Here is a 15,120-nt window from a genome sequence, read left to right as displayed (position 1 = left end):
CCCGGCCGTGTTATGCCGCGTTCATGTAATGTCATATGACCTGTGACATTGTTCTGACCCTGTCTCCGGTGCCAGGATGCTCAGCGCGTCACCCTCCCCCATCTGATGTGCTCAGTGAGCTCCCTCCCCCAGGAGAAGCAGTGCGTCTGCGCATACCCCTCCCCACCCTGGCGGCCGGCCTGCTGGCCGGCTGCACCGTCGCGGCCACCCTGCTGCCGGTGACCCCGGCCGCGGCCGCCACCGGCGGGCCGTCCGCGAAGGCCGCCGGGGCGGCGGTCCCGGCCCCGGCCCCGGCCTCCGCCGTGGACGCCCACGCCCCCGGCGGGGCCGTCCCCAAGCCGCTCGGCCCGATCGTCGACGCCGCCCCCGAGAGCCTGACCCCGGTGGCCGCGCCGCTGCCGCCCGCCCTGCTCGGCCAGGTCCAGATGGGGCAGCCGAAGGGCACCGCCGTCCAGACCACCCCGCGTCCGGCGCGACAGCACGCCGACAAGGCCCCGGCCGCCGCACCGCACGGCGCCCCCGGCCCCTCGACCGGCCCCGCGGCCGACGCCGCCGCTGCCGCTGCCGCGCAGAGCTGCACCTACGCCGACTTCGGCAGCCGCTCCGGCACCGACCTGGTGAACTTCGTCAAGTCCTCGACGACCAGCTGCGTGGGCACGCTGTACAACGTGACCGGCACCGACGCGGGCGCGGTCTTCAAGCAGGCCAACATGCTCACCGTCGCGGGCGCCTTCAAGGACCTGGCGGCCACCTACGACGGCACCAACGGCTCCGGCATCCTGCAACTGGTGCAGTTCCTGCGGGCCGGTTACTACGTGCAGTCCTACTACCCGTCCCAGGTGGGCGGTTACGGCGCCACCCTGACCAACGCCACCCAGGCCGGGCTGGACGCCTTCTTCGCGGGCACCCGCTGGAAGGACGTCACCGACGCCAACGGCACCGTGCTGTACGACGTGCTGATCCTGACCGACAGCGCCAACATCCAGGCCAAGTACCTGAAGGTCTACCAGCAGGTGCTGGACGGCTACGACAACGGCTACAACGCGACGCCGAAGATGGTCAACGCGGTCAACTCGGTGCTGTTCGCCCCGCTGTGGCGCGGCAACTGGAACACCGACTTCGTCAACGCGATCGGCGCCGACACCGCCCTGGTCGGCTCGCTGGGCAACTTCGCGCTCAACCACCGCGACCTGCTGGGCACCTCGAACGCCTTCCTGGACGTCAACGCGGGCAACGACATCGCCCGGATGGCCGGGACGTCCACCGCCGTGGAGAACGCCGCCAAGCCGCTGGTCAAGCAGATCCTGGACACCACCCGGATCCTCGGCCCGACCGGCCCGCTGTACGTGCACGTGGCGTACAACGCCAACAGCTACGACCACGGCCAGTGTTCGTACTACGGGACGTGCGACCTGCCGACCCGGCTGGCCGACGCCGTCCTGCCCAACGTCCTGGTCTGCGACAACAGGACGCTGCGCGCCCAGGCCCTGACGGTGGCCCAGCTGCAGCCGGTGTGCGACAGCCTGCGCGGCGAGGACGCCTTCTTCCACCGCCTGGTCAAGGACAACGGCCCGGTGCCGAACCAGTACGGGAAGACGGTCGTCATGCCGGTGTTCGCCAGCGCCGCCGACTACCAGACCTACTCGTGGGCGATCTACGGCAACTCCACCGACAACGGCGGCCAGACCGTCATGGACGTCACCGACCCGAACAACCAGCCGGTGTGCGTGATGTACCAGAAGTCGTGGAACGACGACTTCCCGGGCAACGTGTGGAACCTCAACCACGAGTACACCCACTACCTCGACAACGTCTACGACATGAAGGGCAACTTCGCCGCCGAGACCTCCGTCCCGGACATCTGGTGGATCGAGGGCGTCGCCGAGTACCAGTCGTACGCCTACCGCGGCGTCACCGACACCCAGGCGATGGCCGAGGCGGCCAAGCGCACCTACAAGCTGTCGACGATCTTCCAGAACACGTACGGCAACTCGGACTCCACCCGGGTCTACCCGTGGGGCTACCTGGCCGTCCGCTACATGGTCGAGCAGCACCCGGCGGACGTGTACGCGGTGCTCGGCCACTTCCGCACCGGCGACTACCAGGGCGGGTACGCGGTCTACAACGGCCTCGGCACCTCCTACGACGCCGACTTCGACGCCTGGCTGACCCGCTGCGCGAACGGCGCCTGCTTCGCCACCGGCCCGACCGCGCTGTTCGACCAGGCCGTGAACGGCGCCACCGTCACCCTCACCGACCGCTCCGTGGTCACCAACTCGCCGGCGCAGATCACCGCCTGGCACTGGACCTTCGGCGACGGCTCCTCCTCCGACGAGCGCAACCCCTCGCACACCTACGCCAAGGCGGGCACCTACACCGTCGCCCTGACCGTCACCGACGCCACCGGCCGCACCACCGCCACCCCGGCCTCGGTCACCACCACCGTCGACGGCACCGGCCCCGCCCTGCCGACCTGCACCGACCAGCGCACCGACGCGATGGGCCGGAACTGCCAGCGCACCGGCCGCGCCCGCACCGCGGGCGACGTCGACTACCTGTACGTCTACCTGCCCGCCGGAACCACCACCCTGAAGGTCACCACGAGCGGCGGCACCGGCACCGCGTACCTGTACTACAACGACACCACCTGGGCCTCCCCCGGCGCCTTCACCGCCTCCTCCACCAACCCGGGCACCACCCAGAGCATCACCGTCACCACCCCCACCGCCGGGTACCGCTACCTGAGCCTGTACGCGGTCACCGACTTCTCCGGCGTCACCGTCAGCACCCAGTTCTGACCCGCCCACCGACCCCCACCCGGGGCAGCCGCGGCCACCGGCCGCGGCTGCCCTCCGGCGTTCCTCGGCGCAGCCGCACGTGCAGGTTGCAGTCCGGCCCGGCCGGGACGTGGTCGTGCCGGTGCGGGGAGCGGCGGAAGCCGAGTGCGGCGAGCGGCGCGTCGAAGTCCCGCTCGGCGGCGTCCAGGTCGGCGTCGCCGATCTGCACGTCGTACACCGGCTCGGCGGCCGTCCCGGGGGCGGCGGTGCTGCCGACGTGCTCGACCCGCACCGCGGCCGCCCCGAGCACGGCCCGTAGCCCGGCGGTGAGTTCGGCCGCCCGCAACGGCCGGGCGGGGTCGTACGGGAGGACGAGGACGACGGGCTGCGGCGCGGTGGTCGTCCGGCCGGTTCCAGGGCCCGGCCGGTTCCAGGGTCCGGCCGATCCAGCCGCGGCGCGAGGGGCGGCGGGCGCCTCCCGCGGGTACACCCCACCGTGAACAGTGCGGGCCGGGCCGTCGGGGCGGGCCCGCTGACGGGGGGCGTCATGGGAACGGTCGGCGTGGTGTGCGCGGTGGTCGGACTGCTGGGGGCGTGGCTGCTGCGCCGGCTGCCCGTCCGGGGGCGGACGGAGGGCCTGTCGGCGGCCGGGGCCGCGGCGGTGCGGGGCGGGGCGCGGGCCGCGCTGGCCGCGGTCGCCGTGGAACTGCACCGGGCGGGGACGGTCGAGGCCGGGCGCTCCGGGCGGCTGCGGCGGCTGGTGCACCGCGCGCCGGGCCGCGGCGCGACTCCGCTGCACCGGGCGCTGTGGGCGGCGCTCGGCCGCGAACTGCCGCTGGCCGACGCCGCCGTCGCCCCGGCCGTGCGGCGGGCCCGGGCGGAGCTGCTGGCCGAACTGGCCGGGCGCGGCCTGCGCTGCGGGCGGGCCCGGCTGGCGGCGTCGACGCTGCTCGCCCTGGCCTCCGGCGGGACGGCGGTGGCCCTGGCGGTGCGGGGCGACCTCGCCACGGGCCTGCCGCTGGCGGCACTCGCCCTCGCCGTCCCGTGCACCCCGGCCCGGACCCTGGCCGGGCACCGGCTGCTGCGCGCCCTGCGCCGCCGCCACCCGCTGCCCGGGGCGGAGGCGGCCCAGGCCGCCGACCCGGCGGAGGCCGGGCTGCTGACCGCCCTGCACGGACGCCGGGCGCTGCGCCTGCTGGCCCCGCAGTTCGCCGCGCTGTCCGGCCTGTTGGGCCGCCGGACGGCCCGGGAGACCGTGGCCCGCTCCGAGGGCGACGCGTTCGGTTTCGGCACCGTCTCCGCCTCCGTCCTCAACTCCGGTGACAGTCACGGGATCTGAGCCGCCCGGCTCCACGCGCCCCGGCGGGACGGCCCCCCGGGCCCGGCACCGCAGTGGTCGCGCCCTCCCCGCAGAGGACGGTGGCGGTGCCGGTGGCGACGGGGAGGAGCAGGCCGAGGGCGCCGAGCGCCTCGATCGCCCCGGGCGGCTGCCCGGCGGCCTCCGGCGCCCGGCGTTCCGGCCGTCGTCCGGCGGGATCGCGCCCATCCGGTGCGGCGTACGGACGAGTGGCGTGACCGCCCCCGGGTTCGGTCGTTATCCCCGGACGTGAGTGCCGACCCCCGGGCCCCGATGGGTGTCCGTGACGAAACGATTCAGCAAGCCCCGATCTACGCAAGACTGGTGACGCTCTGGCACCAGTCCGGCCGCACCGTGCCCGGCCGCCGGGACCACGAGTGGTCCCGGCTGGTCGCCCCGCCCCGGTTCTCCCCCCACCCGGCCCCCGCACGGGAGCGGCTCTCCCCGCCGCCCCCGCCCGACCTCCGGCCGGACGGCACGGGGACGGAGACCGCGGACCCCGGACCGGCGGACCCCGCACCGACGAGCCTCGAACCGACGGGCCCCGCACCCGTGGAGACGCCACCCGTCCCGTCCGCCGTTCCGTCCGCCGTCCCGTCCGTCGTCCGCCCGAGGGAGGCGTCGTGAACCACCGCAACACCCCGCACGCGTGGCTGCGGCGCAGCGGCGAGCCGGACTGCGTGCTGCTGCTGGACGTGACGGTCGCGCCGTGCCCGGGGCTGCAGGTCTCGGTACCGGCCCGGCTGCGCTACCACCGGAGCGACCCGTACGCCGTGCACCTGGACTGCCACGTCGACCTGGACGAGCCGATCACCTGGCTGTTCGCCCGCGAGCTGCTGGTGGACGGGCTGGAGGGGTGGGCCGGGATCGGGGACGTGACGATCCGGCGGTCGACCTCGGACGGGGGGCTGCTGGCGATCGCACTGAGCACGCCGGGCCAGACCGCGGTGCTGCGGACCCCGGCCGAGCCGGTGCGCGGCTTCCTGGAGCTGACCCACCGGCTGGTGCCGGTCGGCACCGAGCACCGGCACCTGGACGCCGAGGGGATGATGCGCCGGATGCTGGAGGAGGCGGGTGGTGCGGAGCGGTAGGGGAACGGAAAGCGATCGTATTCCTGTCGGGTCATCGCATTCATCCGCGCCCGGCACCTCCGACCGGTCGGAATTCACTCCTTCGCCGTCGAACGGAAACAGGCGGTGCAGTTTCGCTTTCCGCTCCCGGGCGTTGAACAGGCGACGCTTGGCCGAAATCGGTATTCGGCGTCGGCGCCGCCCGTTATTCTGAGGCCAACCCCTTAGGGGGTCCGCACAAGGAGTTGTCGATGCAGCACACCCGTGGTCCGAATACCGCGCTGCGCGGTTGCATGGCGGAGGCCGGGTGGAACGGCCCGGCGCTGGCGGCCGCGCTGCAGAAGGTGGCCCGGGAGAGCGGCTTCAGCGTGGGCTACGACCGGACGACGGTGGCGCACTGGCTGTCCGGCACCCAGCCGCGGCCGCCCGGGCCGCAGTTGCTCGAGGAGGCGTTCGCCCGGCGGCTTGGCCGCCCGGTCTCGCGGAGCGAGCTCGGCCTCCAGTCCGGCGACCCGGTGCCCGCGGAGGGGTCCGAGCAGGAGTCGGCGGACGCCCTGACCGGGCTGCGCCGGCTGCATTCCTGGCCGAATTCCGGCGAGCCGCAGGACGAAACGTTTCAGCCTCCGCTGTTCCAGATCCGGGTGGTGCCCTCCCCGCGCCCGGCGGCGAGACCCGGCCCCGCCGGGGAGTCGGCCCCCCGCCCGCCGCTGATCCCGTCCGTCCGCCGCTCCGGGCCGGAGCGGATCGGGGCCCGGCAGGTGGAGGCGGTGCGGGAGATGACGGCGTTCGGCGCCCGGCACTACGACGGGTACGGCGGGGCGATCGCCCGCGGCCTGCTGCTGGGGTACCTGCGCGACCAGGTGCTGCCCTGGGCGAAGTCCCCGGCGGGGGGCCGGTGGCACGCCGAACTGCTGGTCGCGGCCTCGCAGTTGGTCCGCCTGGTCGGGCGGACGTACACCGACGACAACCGGCACGGCGAGGCGCAGCGGCACTACCGGCTGGCCTACCAGCTCGCGGCCGAGGCGCAGGACGGCCCGGCCCAGGCGATGGCGCTGCGCGACCAGAGCACCCAGGCCGGGGCGCTCGGGCACCAGGCGTACGCGGCCCGGCTGGCGGACGCGGCGGCCGAGCACCTGCCGCCGGACGCGGCACCGGGGGTGCGGGCCTTCGTGCTGGCCCAGCAGGCGGTGGCGGCGGCCCGGCTGCGGCAGTCCGCGCAGGCGCTCAAGCACCTGGAGGCGGCGCAGCACTGGGCGGCGCGGGCGACCGCGGAGGGCGGCCCGCACCGGTACCCGGAGCCCGCGCTGCTGTACCAGGCCGCCCAGGTGCACCGCTCGCTGCGGGCCACCGAGCTGTCGCTGTCGTACCTGCGGGCCTCGCTGCGGGCCCGGCCCCCGGGCGAGCACCGGACGATCGGGGTGTCGCTGCTGCAACTCGCGCACCTGGAGCTGGACGCGGGCAACATCCACCAGGCCCGGCGGGCGTACGCGAGCTTCCGGGAGCGGCAGGACGCGCTGCGCTCCCCGGCGACGACCCTCCAACTGTCGCGCCTGGAGGGCCGGTTCGCCCGGCTGGGCGGGTAGCCGGGCGGGCGGCGGGCGTGCCGGGGCGCGGCCCGGCGGTGGGGTGAGCCGTGCGGGCGGGGTGCTTGGCGGGCGGGGGCGGCGGTGATCCATTGACGCCATGAACGATCCCTCGTACTACCCGCTGGTGCGGCCCGCCCCTTCGCGGGCGATCGACCCGGCAGCCGCGGACCGCACGGCAGTTGACGCCGTTCCTCCGGGCACCGCTCCCCCTGGCGGCACCCTCCCGGGCGCCGCTCCCCCGGGCGGTGCCCCGTCGCCCCGGGTGCCGGACCGGGCCGGGCCCGGCGCCCGGCGGGTCGGCTGACGGACGCGGGCGGCGGCGCCCGACGAGGACGGGCCGGACGAGGACGGGCCGGTTCGGCAGGGGTTGGGCATGGGGTTCTTTCCGCTCGCGGGCGTGCTGCGCCGCCCGGACGACGTACCGGGGCACGGGTGACCGCCCCGGTGGGCGCGGTGCCGTCGCGCCGCCGGGTTCCCCGGTCTCCCGGCAGCAGTATGGGGGGTGGCGCGGCCCGGCGGGCGGGAGCGGACGGGGCGGTCCGGTTGAAGTCGTCGCGGTGTTGAAATCCCTGCTCCGCGCGGTGCGGTGGACCCCGCGCCGGGGCCGGACGGGCGGCCGCGGGGGGGCGCGGGGACGGGAGCGGCCCCGGGGCCGGGTGGGTGCCCGGGCCGGGGCCGTCCGTGTTCCTCCCCCGGGGCGGGGAGCGCCGTTCCCCGGTCGCGCCCGTACGGGTCAGGAGGCGCGTTCGTTGAGGGCGGGGACCCTGATCCGGCCGGTGGAGCGCACGGGGACGCGGCCGACGGGGGCGACGGGGCCGGTGGGGCGGACCCGGTAGCGGTTGAGGTGGCGGCGTTCGGCCTCGCGCAGCGGGCGGCTGCGCCGGGTCGCGGCGTCGGTCGGCACGGTGACCGTCCGGGCCTGGAACACCATCTGCCCGCGCCGGCGGGCCTCGCAGGTGGTGCTGATCGAGGACCGGCCGAGGCGCTCCACCCAGATCTGCACGGGCAGCGGGGTGGGGCAGTGGTAGAGCGGGGAGCGGTAGTCGATCTCGTGACGGGCGATCATGAACCCGTCCTCGAAGAGGTCCTGCCCCTCGGTGTCGTCGTACAGCAGGCAGTAGACCGCCTCCTGGACGTACTGGAGGACCTTGAGGTTGTTGACGTGGCCGAAGGCGTCCATGTCGCCCCAGCGGGTGCGGCACAAGTAGGTGTACAACGGTCAGCCGTCCGTTCGGTGTTCGGCGCGGAAGCCGAGGCTGCGGCGCAGGTACCCGTAGGCGTACGGGGAGCGGTGCAGGGCGGCGTCGTGACCCTGCTCGTAGACCTCGGCGGCGGTGTCCAGGACGGCGCGGCCGAGGATCCGTTCGGTGCGGTGGCAGAGCTTCTCGAGTGCGGCCAGCCGCTGGGCGGCGGGCAGTCCGGCGAGGGCGGCGCACTCCCTCTCCACGTGGTCGACCCCGTCGCGGTGTTCAGACATCGATTCCTCGTTTCCGGTCGGACTTGTTCGGACGTGTGTCACGTGAGGATCCAGGAAGGGGGTTCAGCAGTGAGTTTCATTCGTCGAGGGGAAGGAGCGGCGGCTCCGTTGACGCCGAATGTCCTTCCGCTGGTCAAACTCGATCAGGAACCAACCGGAAATGGCGAAGTGTGCGGTCTTTGGTTGAAGATGGCTGAACAGGCGTCAACTTTCAACACGGGTGTGGTGATCAGCCGACCAGGGTGAGGGCGAGCACCGAATCGGGCAGGGCGGCGACCACCAGGCCGTCGGGGGTGACCGCGAGGGTCCGGACGGCCGCGCCGAGCCGGAGGTCGGCGCCGTGGTGGCGCTCGCCCCAGCGGCGCAGGCGCAGCAGGCCGTCGGACCAGGCCGCGGCGAGCAGCAGCCCGGCGGGGGTGGTGCCGAGGGCGACGGCGGTGACCGGGTGGGGGCGCTGGTCGACGGGGGCGGGCAGCGGCGGGCGGCCGGGCATCCAGGTCCACACCCGGCCGTCCTCGCCGCCGCTGGCGACCAGGGCGCCGCCGTCGGCCGGGGCCACGTCGAGGGCGGTGACCGGGCCCTCGTGCAGGGGGTGTTCGGGCCGGTGGGCGGTGCCGGTGGAGACCTCGCTGTAGGTGGTGAGGCCGTCGGGGCGGCCGAACACCATGACGTCCTCGTGCGCGGCGACGGCGGTGCAGGCGTCGAGGGCGGCCAGCGCCCCGTCCGGGACGCCCTCGGCGCCGCGGACGGTGAGCGAGCGCAGCGCACCGGAGGCGCCCAGCAGCAGGGCGCCGCCGAACGGGGTCGCGGTCAGGGCGCGCGGGTGGGGTTCGTGCAGCGGTCCGGCCGGTGCGCCGGGCCGCTCGTCGAGGAGGCGGCCGGTGGCGGGGTCGGCCAGGTGCAGGCCGTCGCCGTCGACGAGCAGCAGGTGCCCGGCGGCCGGGCCCAGGCCCGCGGTGGCGGCGCAGGGGCCGTCGGCGGGGACGTGCTGCCAGACGGCGCGCCAGCGGGTGTCGGCCTGCCGGGCGAGTTCGGCGCAGTGCGCGGCGGCGGCGTCGTGGCGGCCGGTGAGGTGGGCGTGCAGGACGGCGGCGCGGTCGGCGGGGCGGGCGGTGGCGGCCCGGTCGGGGGCGGCCCGGCGCCAGGCTTCGGCGATCGGGGTGGGCGGCAGTCCGCCGTCCTCGGCGAGCTGGAACGCGGCGGTGACGGCGGCGGGTTCGGCGTGCAGCAGCAGGTCGATCTCGCCGAGCATCGGGCTGGCGGGGTCACCCGCGGAGGCGTGCCGGAGCAGCAGGGCGAGGCGTTCGGGGTCGCTGGCCGCGAGGTCGGGGCCGCCGTCGGACCGCACGGGTATGCCGCCCGCGACCTGCCACATCATGGCGCCGTGGTCGACCGGCGGGCTGTCGGCGGCGACCAGGTCGGCGAGCTGCTGGGGGCGCAGCCGCCAGCGGTCGGCGATCGGGGGCGGGGGCAGCAGGGCGGCGGCGGCCGCCACGGAGGCGGCGTCGGCGCCCGGCAGGGTCGCCCACAGGGCGGTGCTGATCGGCCCCTCGGCCCCGGCCAGGGCGGTGAGGGCGGCGCGTTCGGCGTCCGGGACGGCCGCCCACCAGGCCCCGGCGAGCGCGGCGGCGCGCCCGGCGGGCGGCAGGGCCGGGTCGGGGGCGGCGCCGGGGGTGCGGGCGGCGAGCTGGGCCAGGCCCGGGCTCGGGTGGGTGGCGGCCGGGTCGACGGGGTGGCCGGGCAGTCCCGCGCACCAGGCGGCGTACTTGGCGGGGTCGGTCCACTGCGGCTGGTCGAGGTCGAGGACGGCGCCGGTGGGGGCGGCGGCGGTGAGCGCCTCGGCGGCGGGGCCGTCGGCGGCCTCGACGACCAGCAGCAGCCAGGGGAGGGACAGCAGCGGGACGAGGAGCTCGCGGGCCAGCCGTTCGGGCTGGTCGGGCAGCCGGGGGCCGCCGGCCCGGTCGAGGTCGGTGACCACGACGGTGCGGGGGGTGCCGTCCTGGAGCGCTTCGAGCAGGTCGGCGGGCTCGCCCGCGGTGAGGCCGAGCAGGTCGGCGAGCCGGGCGGTGGCCGAGCGGACCGTCAGCCCCTCGGCGTCCAGCAGCGCGTGGACGCGGCGGCCGGGGCGCGGGTGGTCGGGCGGGCAGGCGGCGGCGAGCCAGGTCAGCAGGTGGGTGCGGCCGCTGCCGGAGGAGCCGGTGATCCGGCACAGCCGGGGCGCGCGGGCGTCCTCCAGCCAGGAGAGCAGGGCGCGTCCGGCGGGGCGGCGTCCGGCGCCGAGCGGCGGCAGGCCGAGGGCGGGGGCGTCGGCGGGTACGGGGGCGGGCCCGGGCAGCGGGCGGCCGTGGCGCGGGTTGGGGCGGTGGGCGCCGGGGGTGCCGGTGCGGTCGGCGGGCGGGATGCTGCCGCGCACGGCGTGCACGGGGATCCGTCCGGCGGGGTCGAGGCCGTCGTCCAGCAGGTACTGCCAGCACCCGGGCGTTCCGGCCGTCCCGGGCGTCCCCGTCCTCCCGGGCGTTGCGTCGGGGGCCGTCGGCCCGCCCTCCGCCCGGTCCGCGAGTCGAACGCCGGCGCCGTTGTCGCTGTCCACTTGTCGCCTGTCCTTCGTGTCCGTCCCCGTCGGCCGGCCCCCTCGGCGGGCGCCCGGACGGGGCCGGACGCTCCCGGCTCGTCGTGGCACCGTCATTTCCGGCCGCGGTCAGCCTACTTGAGGTGCACGGACGGCCGTTCGGGTCCGGCCCGACGGACCCGGGCCCGGGTGTGAGCCGGGTCACAGCGGGCGGTGTCGCGGCACGTTCCGCGGGCCGGTCCGGTTCCCTGTTCCGGACACGACCGACGGAGCGACGGAGCGACGGGACGAGGGAGCGGGCATGGAGCGGGCGACGGGGGCGGCCGGGACCGCGGGAGCGGCGGGGGCGGGGACGGAGGCGGCGGGGGAACGGGCCACCCGGGAGTACGCGGTCCACCGGGAGCTGCTGTTCTCCCTCGTCTACAACCTGCTGGGCAGCGTCGCCGACACCGAGGACGTCCTGCAGGACACCTGGCTGGCCTGGAACGCCCGCGCCACCGACCCGTCCGCCCCCGGGATCGAGCACCCCAAGGCGTACCTGGTGCGGATCGCGGTGAACCGGGCCCTCGCCCAGCAGGCCGCGGCCGGTCGGCGGCGCGAGACGTACGTCGGCCCGTGGCTGCCGGAGCCGCTGGTGGGACCGCTGCTCGGCGCGGACGGTGCGGACGGCGCGGCGGGCGACGTCGCGCTGGCCGCCGAGCGCGCCGAGTCGGTGTCGCTGGCGCTGCTGGTGGTGCTGGAGACGCTGTCGCCGCTGGAGCGCACCGCGTTCGTGCTGCACGAGGTGTTCGGGTACAGCGGGGCCGAGGTCGCCGCGGTGCTGGGCCGCAGCCCGGCGGCGGTGCGGCAGTTGGTCAAGCGGGCCCGCGCCCACGTCCAGGAGCGCCGTCCCCGCTACGAGGCCGCACCCGCCGTGCGGCGCCGGGTCACCGAGCGCTTCCTCGCCGCGGCCCTCGGCGGCGACCTGAAGGCCCTGCTGGAACTGCTCGCCCCGGACGTCACCCTGATCGGCGACGGCGGCGGCAAGGCCCCCGGCGGACGGCGCCCGCTCACCGGCCGCGCCCAGGTCGCCCGCCTGCTCGCCGCCCTGGCCGGGAAGTCCGGCGGCCGCGGCCTGGAGGTGACCTGGCGCAGCGTCAACGGCGCCCCCGCCGCCGCCCTCTCCGCCTTCGGACGCCCGTTCGCGGTCCTCGTCCTGGACCTGGCGCCGGAGGGCGACCTGGTCCGCGGCATCCACGCGGTCTCCAACCCCGACAAACTGCGCGGACTGGCCTGACCCGTCGGGCCCGAACGGGAGCGCCCCGCGGGGACCGGCCGGCGCTGGACCCTCCCACCGTGGGAGGGTCCAGCATGGTGGCGTGCACGACGAACTCCTCACCATCGGGCGCTTCGCCCGCCTGTGCCGCCTCAGCGTGAAGCAGCTGCGGCACTACGACGACCTGGGACTGCTGGCCCCCGTCCGCGTGGACGCCCGCTCCGGCTACCGCTACTACGCACCCGGGCAGGCGCGCGACGCCCTGACCATCGCCCTGCTGCGCGTGATGGACCTCCCGCTGGCCGTGATCGGCCGGGCGCTGGCCGCCGGACCCGAGCACCGGGCGGGCATCCTGCGCGCCGAACGGGACCGGCTGGCCGAGCGGATCAGCCGGGACCGGGCCCGGATGGAGATGCTGGAGCGGCTGGCCGCGGGCGGCCTGCCCGGCTACGAGGTGACGCTGGGCAGGGAGCCGGAGCGACGGCTGGCGGTGGTGCGCACGGTCTGCGCCCCGGCGGGGATCGGCGCCGGGGTCGCGCAGTGCGCGGGCCGGCTGCTGCCCGCGCTCGGCCGGGCGGGCACCGCGTGGCAGCCGCCGCTGTGGGGGCTGTACCCGCTGGACCTGGAGGAGCGGACGGAGATCGCCGTCGGGGCGCAACTCCCGCAGGGGGACGGCGTGCCCGGCCTGGAGCTCGAGGTGCTGCCCGGCGGGCTCGTCGCCGAGACCGTGCACACCGGGCCCTACGAGCAGCTCCCGCTGGCCTACAACGCGCTCTTCGCCGCCGTCCACGAGCGCGGACTGCACCCGCGGGCACCGGTGCGCGAGGCGTACCTCGTCGGCCCGGCCGAAGCACCGCCGGAGGAACTGGCCACCCGGCTGGTCGTCCTCGTCCGGGAACAGGAGGATGCGGCATGACCACGGTGACGGGCGTGGACACCCGCGGAGGCCGGCACTGCGAGACGACGACCCTGGGGGTGCTGCTGCGGCACCAGGGGCTCGACCTGTCCGAGCCCATGCTGTTCGGGCTCGGCTCCGGCCTGTCCTTCGTCTACTGGGACGGCAGGAACCTGGACTTCCCCTTCCTCGGAGGACGGGTGAAGCCCTTCGAGCTGACCAGGAACCTGGCCGCCACGCTCGGGCTGGACCTCCTGGTCCGGGAGACCACCTCCCCGCGCAAGGCGTGGGACGACGTGGCGGGCGCCGTCGACGCGGGCCGTCCCGTCGGGCTCCAGCTCGACAGCTACCACCTGGACTACTTCGGCACGAAGGTCCACTTCGGCGGGCACGTCGTCGCCCTGTACGGCTACGACGACCACCGGGCCCACCTGGTGGACACCGACCAGCAGGGCGGGGCCGTCTCCACCAGCCTGACCGGCCTCGCCCGGGCCCGGGCCGCCCGCGGCCCGATGACCGCCAGGCACCGGTCCTTCACCCTCACCGTCCCGGACGACCCGCCCGCCCTGCACGAACGCGTCGTCCCCGCCGTCACCGCCTGCGCCGAGGCCTTCCTCCACCCGCCGATCTCCAACCTGGGCCACCGCGGCGTCGCGAAGGCCGGCACGCTGGTGCGCGGCTGGCTCCGGCGCACCGACGACCCCCGGCGGGACCTGCCCCGGGTCGCCCTGCTGATGGAGAAGGGCGGCACCGGCGGTGCCCTGTTCCGCAACCTCTACCGCGACTTCCTCGCCGAGTGCACCGACCTGGTCGACAGCCGCCACCTGCGCACCGGCCACGCGCTGTACGCCGAGGCCGCGCCCCTGTGGACGGAGGCCGCGGCACTGATCAGGCAGGCCGGCGAATCGGGCGACGCGCAGTTCCTCGCCAGGGCCGGCGCGGTCCTCGACGAGCTCGCGCGCATCGAGCGCGAGGCCATGCAGGCGCTGTACCGCCTCGGGGACGGGGCCCCGGACCGCCGCGCTCCCCGGTGATCCCGTTCCCGGGAGGCCCCGGTCCGGAACGCGGGGTCAGGGGGTCAGGGGGTCAGGGGGTCAGGGGGTCAGGACGAGCTTGCCCGTCGCCCGGTTCGCCTCGCCCAGGGCGTGCGCCCCGGCCGCGTCCGCCAGCGGCAGGACCCGGTCGACGGCGGCCCGCAGGCTGCCGCGCTCCACCAGGGCCGCGATCCGCGCCAGGTCGGCGCCGGACGGGGTGAACCCGAACTCGGCGTAGCGCAGACCGCGTTGCCGCGCCAGGGCGCGGACTGCGGTGCGGTCGGGGCCGGTGCCGCGCACGTCGACCAGGATGCCGCCGGGGGCGAGGACCTCCAGCGAGCGGGGGCCGTAGTCGCCCGCGACCGGGTCGAGGACGACGTCGACGCCGCGGGCGAGCGCCGTGAAGTCGTCCGCGGTGTAGTCGATCGGCTCGTCGACGCCCAACCCGCGCAGGAAGGCGTGCTTGGCGGCCCGGGCGGTGCCCAGCACGTGGGCGCCGCGGGCCTTGGCGACCTGCACCGCGAGGTGGCCGACGCCGCCCGCCGCCGCGTGCACCAGCACCCGCTGCCCGGCCCGGACCTCCGCCACCCGCACCAGCGCCTGCCAGGCGGTGAGCGCCGAGACCGGCAGCGCCGCCGCGCCCGCCGCATCCGTCCCGGCCGGGGCGGCGGCCAGCGCCGACTGGGCGACCACCGCGTACTCGGCGTAAGCGCCGCGCGGCGGGAACGCGCAGCCGTACACCCGCTCGCCGGGCCGGAACCGGTCGGCGCCGGGGCCGAGCGCCACCACCGTGCCGCACAGGTCGATGCCGACGGTGAACCGCTCCGCGAACGGCGGGGTGCCGAACCGGGCCACCTCCCCCGAGCGGATCTTCCGGTCCGCCGGGTTCACCCCCGCCGCCAGGACCCGCACCAGCACCTCCCCGGGCCCGGGCTCCGGCCGCTCGACCTCCACCACCTCCAGGACCTCCGGACCGCCGTACCCCCGCTGGCTCACCGCACGCATCCGGGCGCCCATGCCGCTCCTCCCCCTCGTCCTCCCGGCGGCCGACCGGCCGCGTCCCCATCCTGGGCCGCAGCGGTACCCCCTGTGAAGTAGGC

The 15,120-nt window shown here is 76.3% G+C and carries 13 protein-coding genes; 8 read left to right on the top strand and 5 right to left on the bottom strand.

Annotated features, from left to right (window positions below):
- Positions 1–140 precede the first annotated feature (140 nt).
- A complete protein-coding gene (locus QSK52_RS00255; protein WP_285732112.1) occupies positions 141–2,798 on the top strand; it encodes a collagenase in 2,658 nt (885 codons plus the stop codon).
- On the opposite strand, the gene QSK52_RS00250 is transcribed toward QSK52_RS00255, so the two are convergent.
- Positions 2,782–3,267, bottom strand: coding sequence for a GrpB family protein (locus QSK52_RS00250; protein ID WP_285732110.1), 486 nt, complete (start codon positions 3,265–3,267; stop codon positions 2,782–2,784). The genes QSK52_RS00255 and QSK52_RS00250 overlap by 17 nt on opposite strands.
- Before the next feature lie 57 nt (positions 3,268–3,324).
- Here QSK52_RS00250 and QSK52_RS00245 point away from each other — a divergent pair, with 57 nt between their 5' ends.
- The 4 genes from QSK52_RS00245 to QSK52_RS00230 all read left to right on the top strand — a co-directional run bounded on the left by QSK52_RS00245 (position 3,325) and on the right by QSK52_RS00230 (position 6,787).
- Positions 3,325–4,116, top strand: coding sequence for a hypothetical protein (locus tag QSK52_RS00245; RefSeq protein ID WP_285732108.1), 792 nt, complete (start codon positions 3,325–3,327; stop codon positions 4,114–4,116).
- 342 nt (positions 4,117–4,458) lie between these two features.
- Positions 4,459–4,761, top strand: a complete 303-nt coding sequence (locus tag QSK52_RS00240; protein ID WP_285732106.1) for a hypothetical protein — start codon at positions 4,459–4,461, stop codon at positions 4,759–4,761.
- A complete protein-coding gene (locus QSK52_RS00235; protein WP_285732104.1) occupies positions 4,758–5,225 on the top strand; it encodes an SsgA family sporulation/cell division regulator in 468 nt (155 codons plus the stop codon). The genes QSK52_RS00240 and QSK52_RS00235 overlap by 4 nt, the downstream gene beginning before the upstream one ends.
- A 272-nt stretch (positions 5,226–5,497) precedes the next feature.
- Positions 5,498–6,787: a hypothetical protein gene (locus tag QSK52_RS00230; RefSeq protein ID WP_285732102.1), complete on the top strand. Its 1,290-nt coding sequence runs from the start codon at positions 5,498–5,500 to the stop codon at positions 6,785–6,787.
- A 736-nt stretch (positions 6,788–7,523) separates the two neighbouring features.
- On the opposite strand, the gene QSK52_RS00225 is transcribed toward QSK52_RS00230, so the two are convergent.
- The 3 genes from QSK52_RS00225 to QSK52_RS00215 all read right to left on the bottom strand — a co-directional run bounded on the left by QSK52_RS00225 (position 7,524) and on the right by QSK52_RS00215 (position 10,857).
- Positions 7,524–8,006, bottom strand: coding sequence for an acyl-CoA thioesterase (locus QSK52_RS00225; protein WP_051777960.1), 483 nt, complete (start codon positions 8,004–8,006; stop codon positions 7,524–7,526).
- Positions 8,007–8,009: 3 nt separating this feature from the next.
- Complete coding sequence (locus tag QSK52_RS00220; protein ID WP_285732100.1) at positions 8,010–8,267, bottom strand: hypothetical protein; 258 nt, start codon at positions 8,265–8,267, stop codon at positions 8,010–8,012.
- A gap of 229 nt (positions 8,268–8,496) precedes the next feature.
- A complete protein-coding gene (locus QSK52_RS00215; protein WP_285732098.1) occupies positions 8,497–10,857 on the bottom strand; it encodes a hypothetical protein in 2,361 nt (786 codons plus the stop codon).
- A gap of 280 nt (positions 10,858–11,137) precedes the next feature.
- Here QSK52_RS00215 and sigJ point away from each other — a divergent pair, with 280 nt between their 5' ends.
- The 3 genes from sigJ to QSK52_RS00200 all read left to right on the top strand — a co-directional run bounded on the left by sigJ (position 11,138) and on the right by QSK52_RS00200 (position 14,020).
- Entirely contained in the window at positions 11,138–12,112 is a 975-nt protein-coding gene (gene sigJ, locus QSK52_RS00210; RefSeq protein ID WP_285732095.1) for an RNA polymerase sigma factor SigJ, read from the top strand.
- A gap of 82 nt (positions 12,113–12,194) precedes the next feature.
- On the top strand, positions 12,195–13,007 hold the full coding sequence (locus tag QSK52_RS00205; RefSeq protein ID WP_285732094.1) for a MerR family transcriptional regulator: 813 nt from the start codon (positions 12,195–12,197) through the stop codon (positions 13,005–13,007).
- Positions 13,004–14,020, top strand: a complete 1,017-nt coding sequence (locus QSK52_RS00200) for a BtrH N-terminal domain-containing protein (RefSeq protein ID WP_285732092.1) — start codon at positions 13,004–13,006, stop codon at positions 14,018–14,020. The genes QSK52_RS00205 and QSK52_RS00200 overlap by 4 nt, the downstream gene beginning before the upstream one ends.
- Positions 14,021–14,080: 60 nt before the next feature.
- Here the strand turns inward: QSK52_RS00200 and QSK52_RS00195 are convergent, their stop codons facing one another.
- The gene (locus tag QSK52_RS00195) at positions 14,081–15,025 is read right to left on the bottom strand and encodes an NADP-dependent oxidoreductase (protein ID WP_285733381.1); all 945 of its coding nucleotides are present in this window, start codon (positions 15,023–15,025) and stop codon (positions 14,081–14,083) included.
- Positions 15,026–15,120: the final 95 nt, after the last annotated feature.

The sequence above is a fragment of the Kitasatospora phosalacinea genome (genome assembly GCF_030268885.1).
Classification (GTDB): Bacteria; Actinomycetota; Actinomycetes; order Streptomycetales; family Streptomycetaceae; genus Kitasatospora; species Kitasatospora phosalacinea_C.
This window is presented reverse-complemented; position numbering and strand designations above follow the sequence as displayed.

Excerpts from the sequence above, each read along its gene's own strand:
- QSK52_RS00245 (WP_285732108.1), top strand. The coding sequence starts at position 3,325 with ATGGGAACGGTCGGCGTGGTGTGCGCGGTGGTCGGACTGCTGGGGGCG.
- QSK52_RS00230 (WP_285732102.1), top strand. The coding sequence starts at position 5,498 with ATGGCGGAGGCCGGGTGGAACGGCCCGGCGCTGGCGGCCGCGCTGCAG.
- QSK52_RS00220 (WP_285732100.1), bottom strand. The coding sequence starts at position 8,267 with ATGTCTGAACACCGCGACGGGGTCGACCACGTGGAGAGGGAGTGCGCC.
- sigJ (WP_285732095.1), top strand. The coding sequence starts at position 11,138 with ATGGAGCGGGCGACGGGGGCGGCCGGGACCGCGGGAGCGGCGGGGGCG.
- QSK52_RS00200 (WP_285732092.1), top strand. The coding sequence starts at position 13,004 with ATGACCACGGTGACGGGCGTGGACACCCGCGGAGGCCGGCACTGCGAG.
- QSK52_RS00195 (WP_285733381.1), bottom strand. The coding sequence starts at position 15,025 with ATGCGTGCGGTGAGCCAGCGGGGGTACGGCGGTCCGGAGGTCCTGGAG.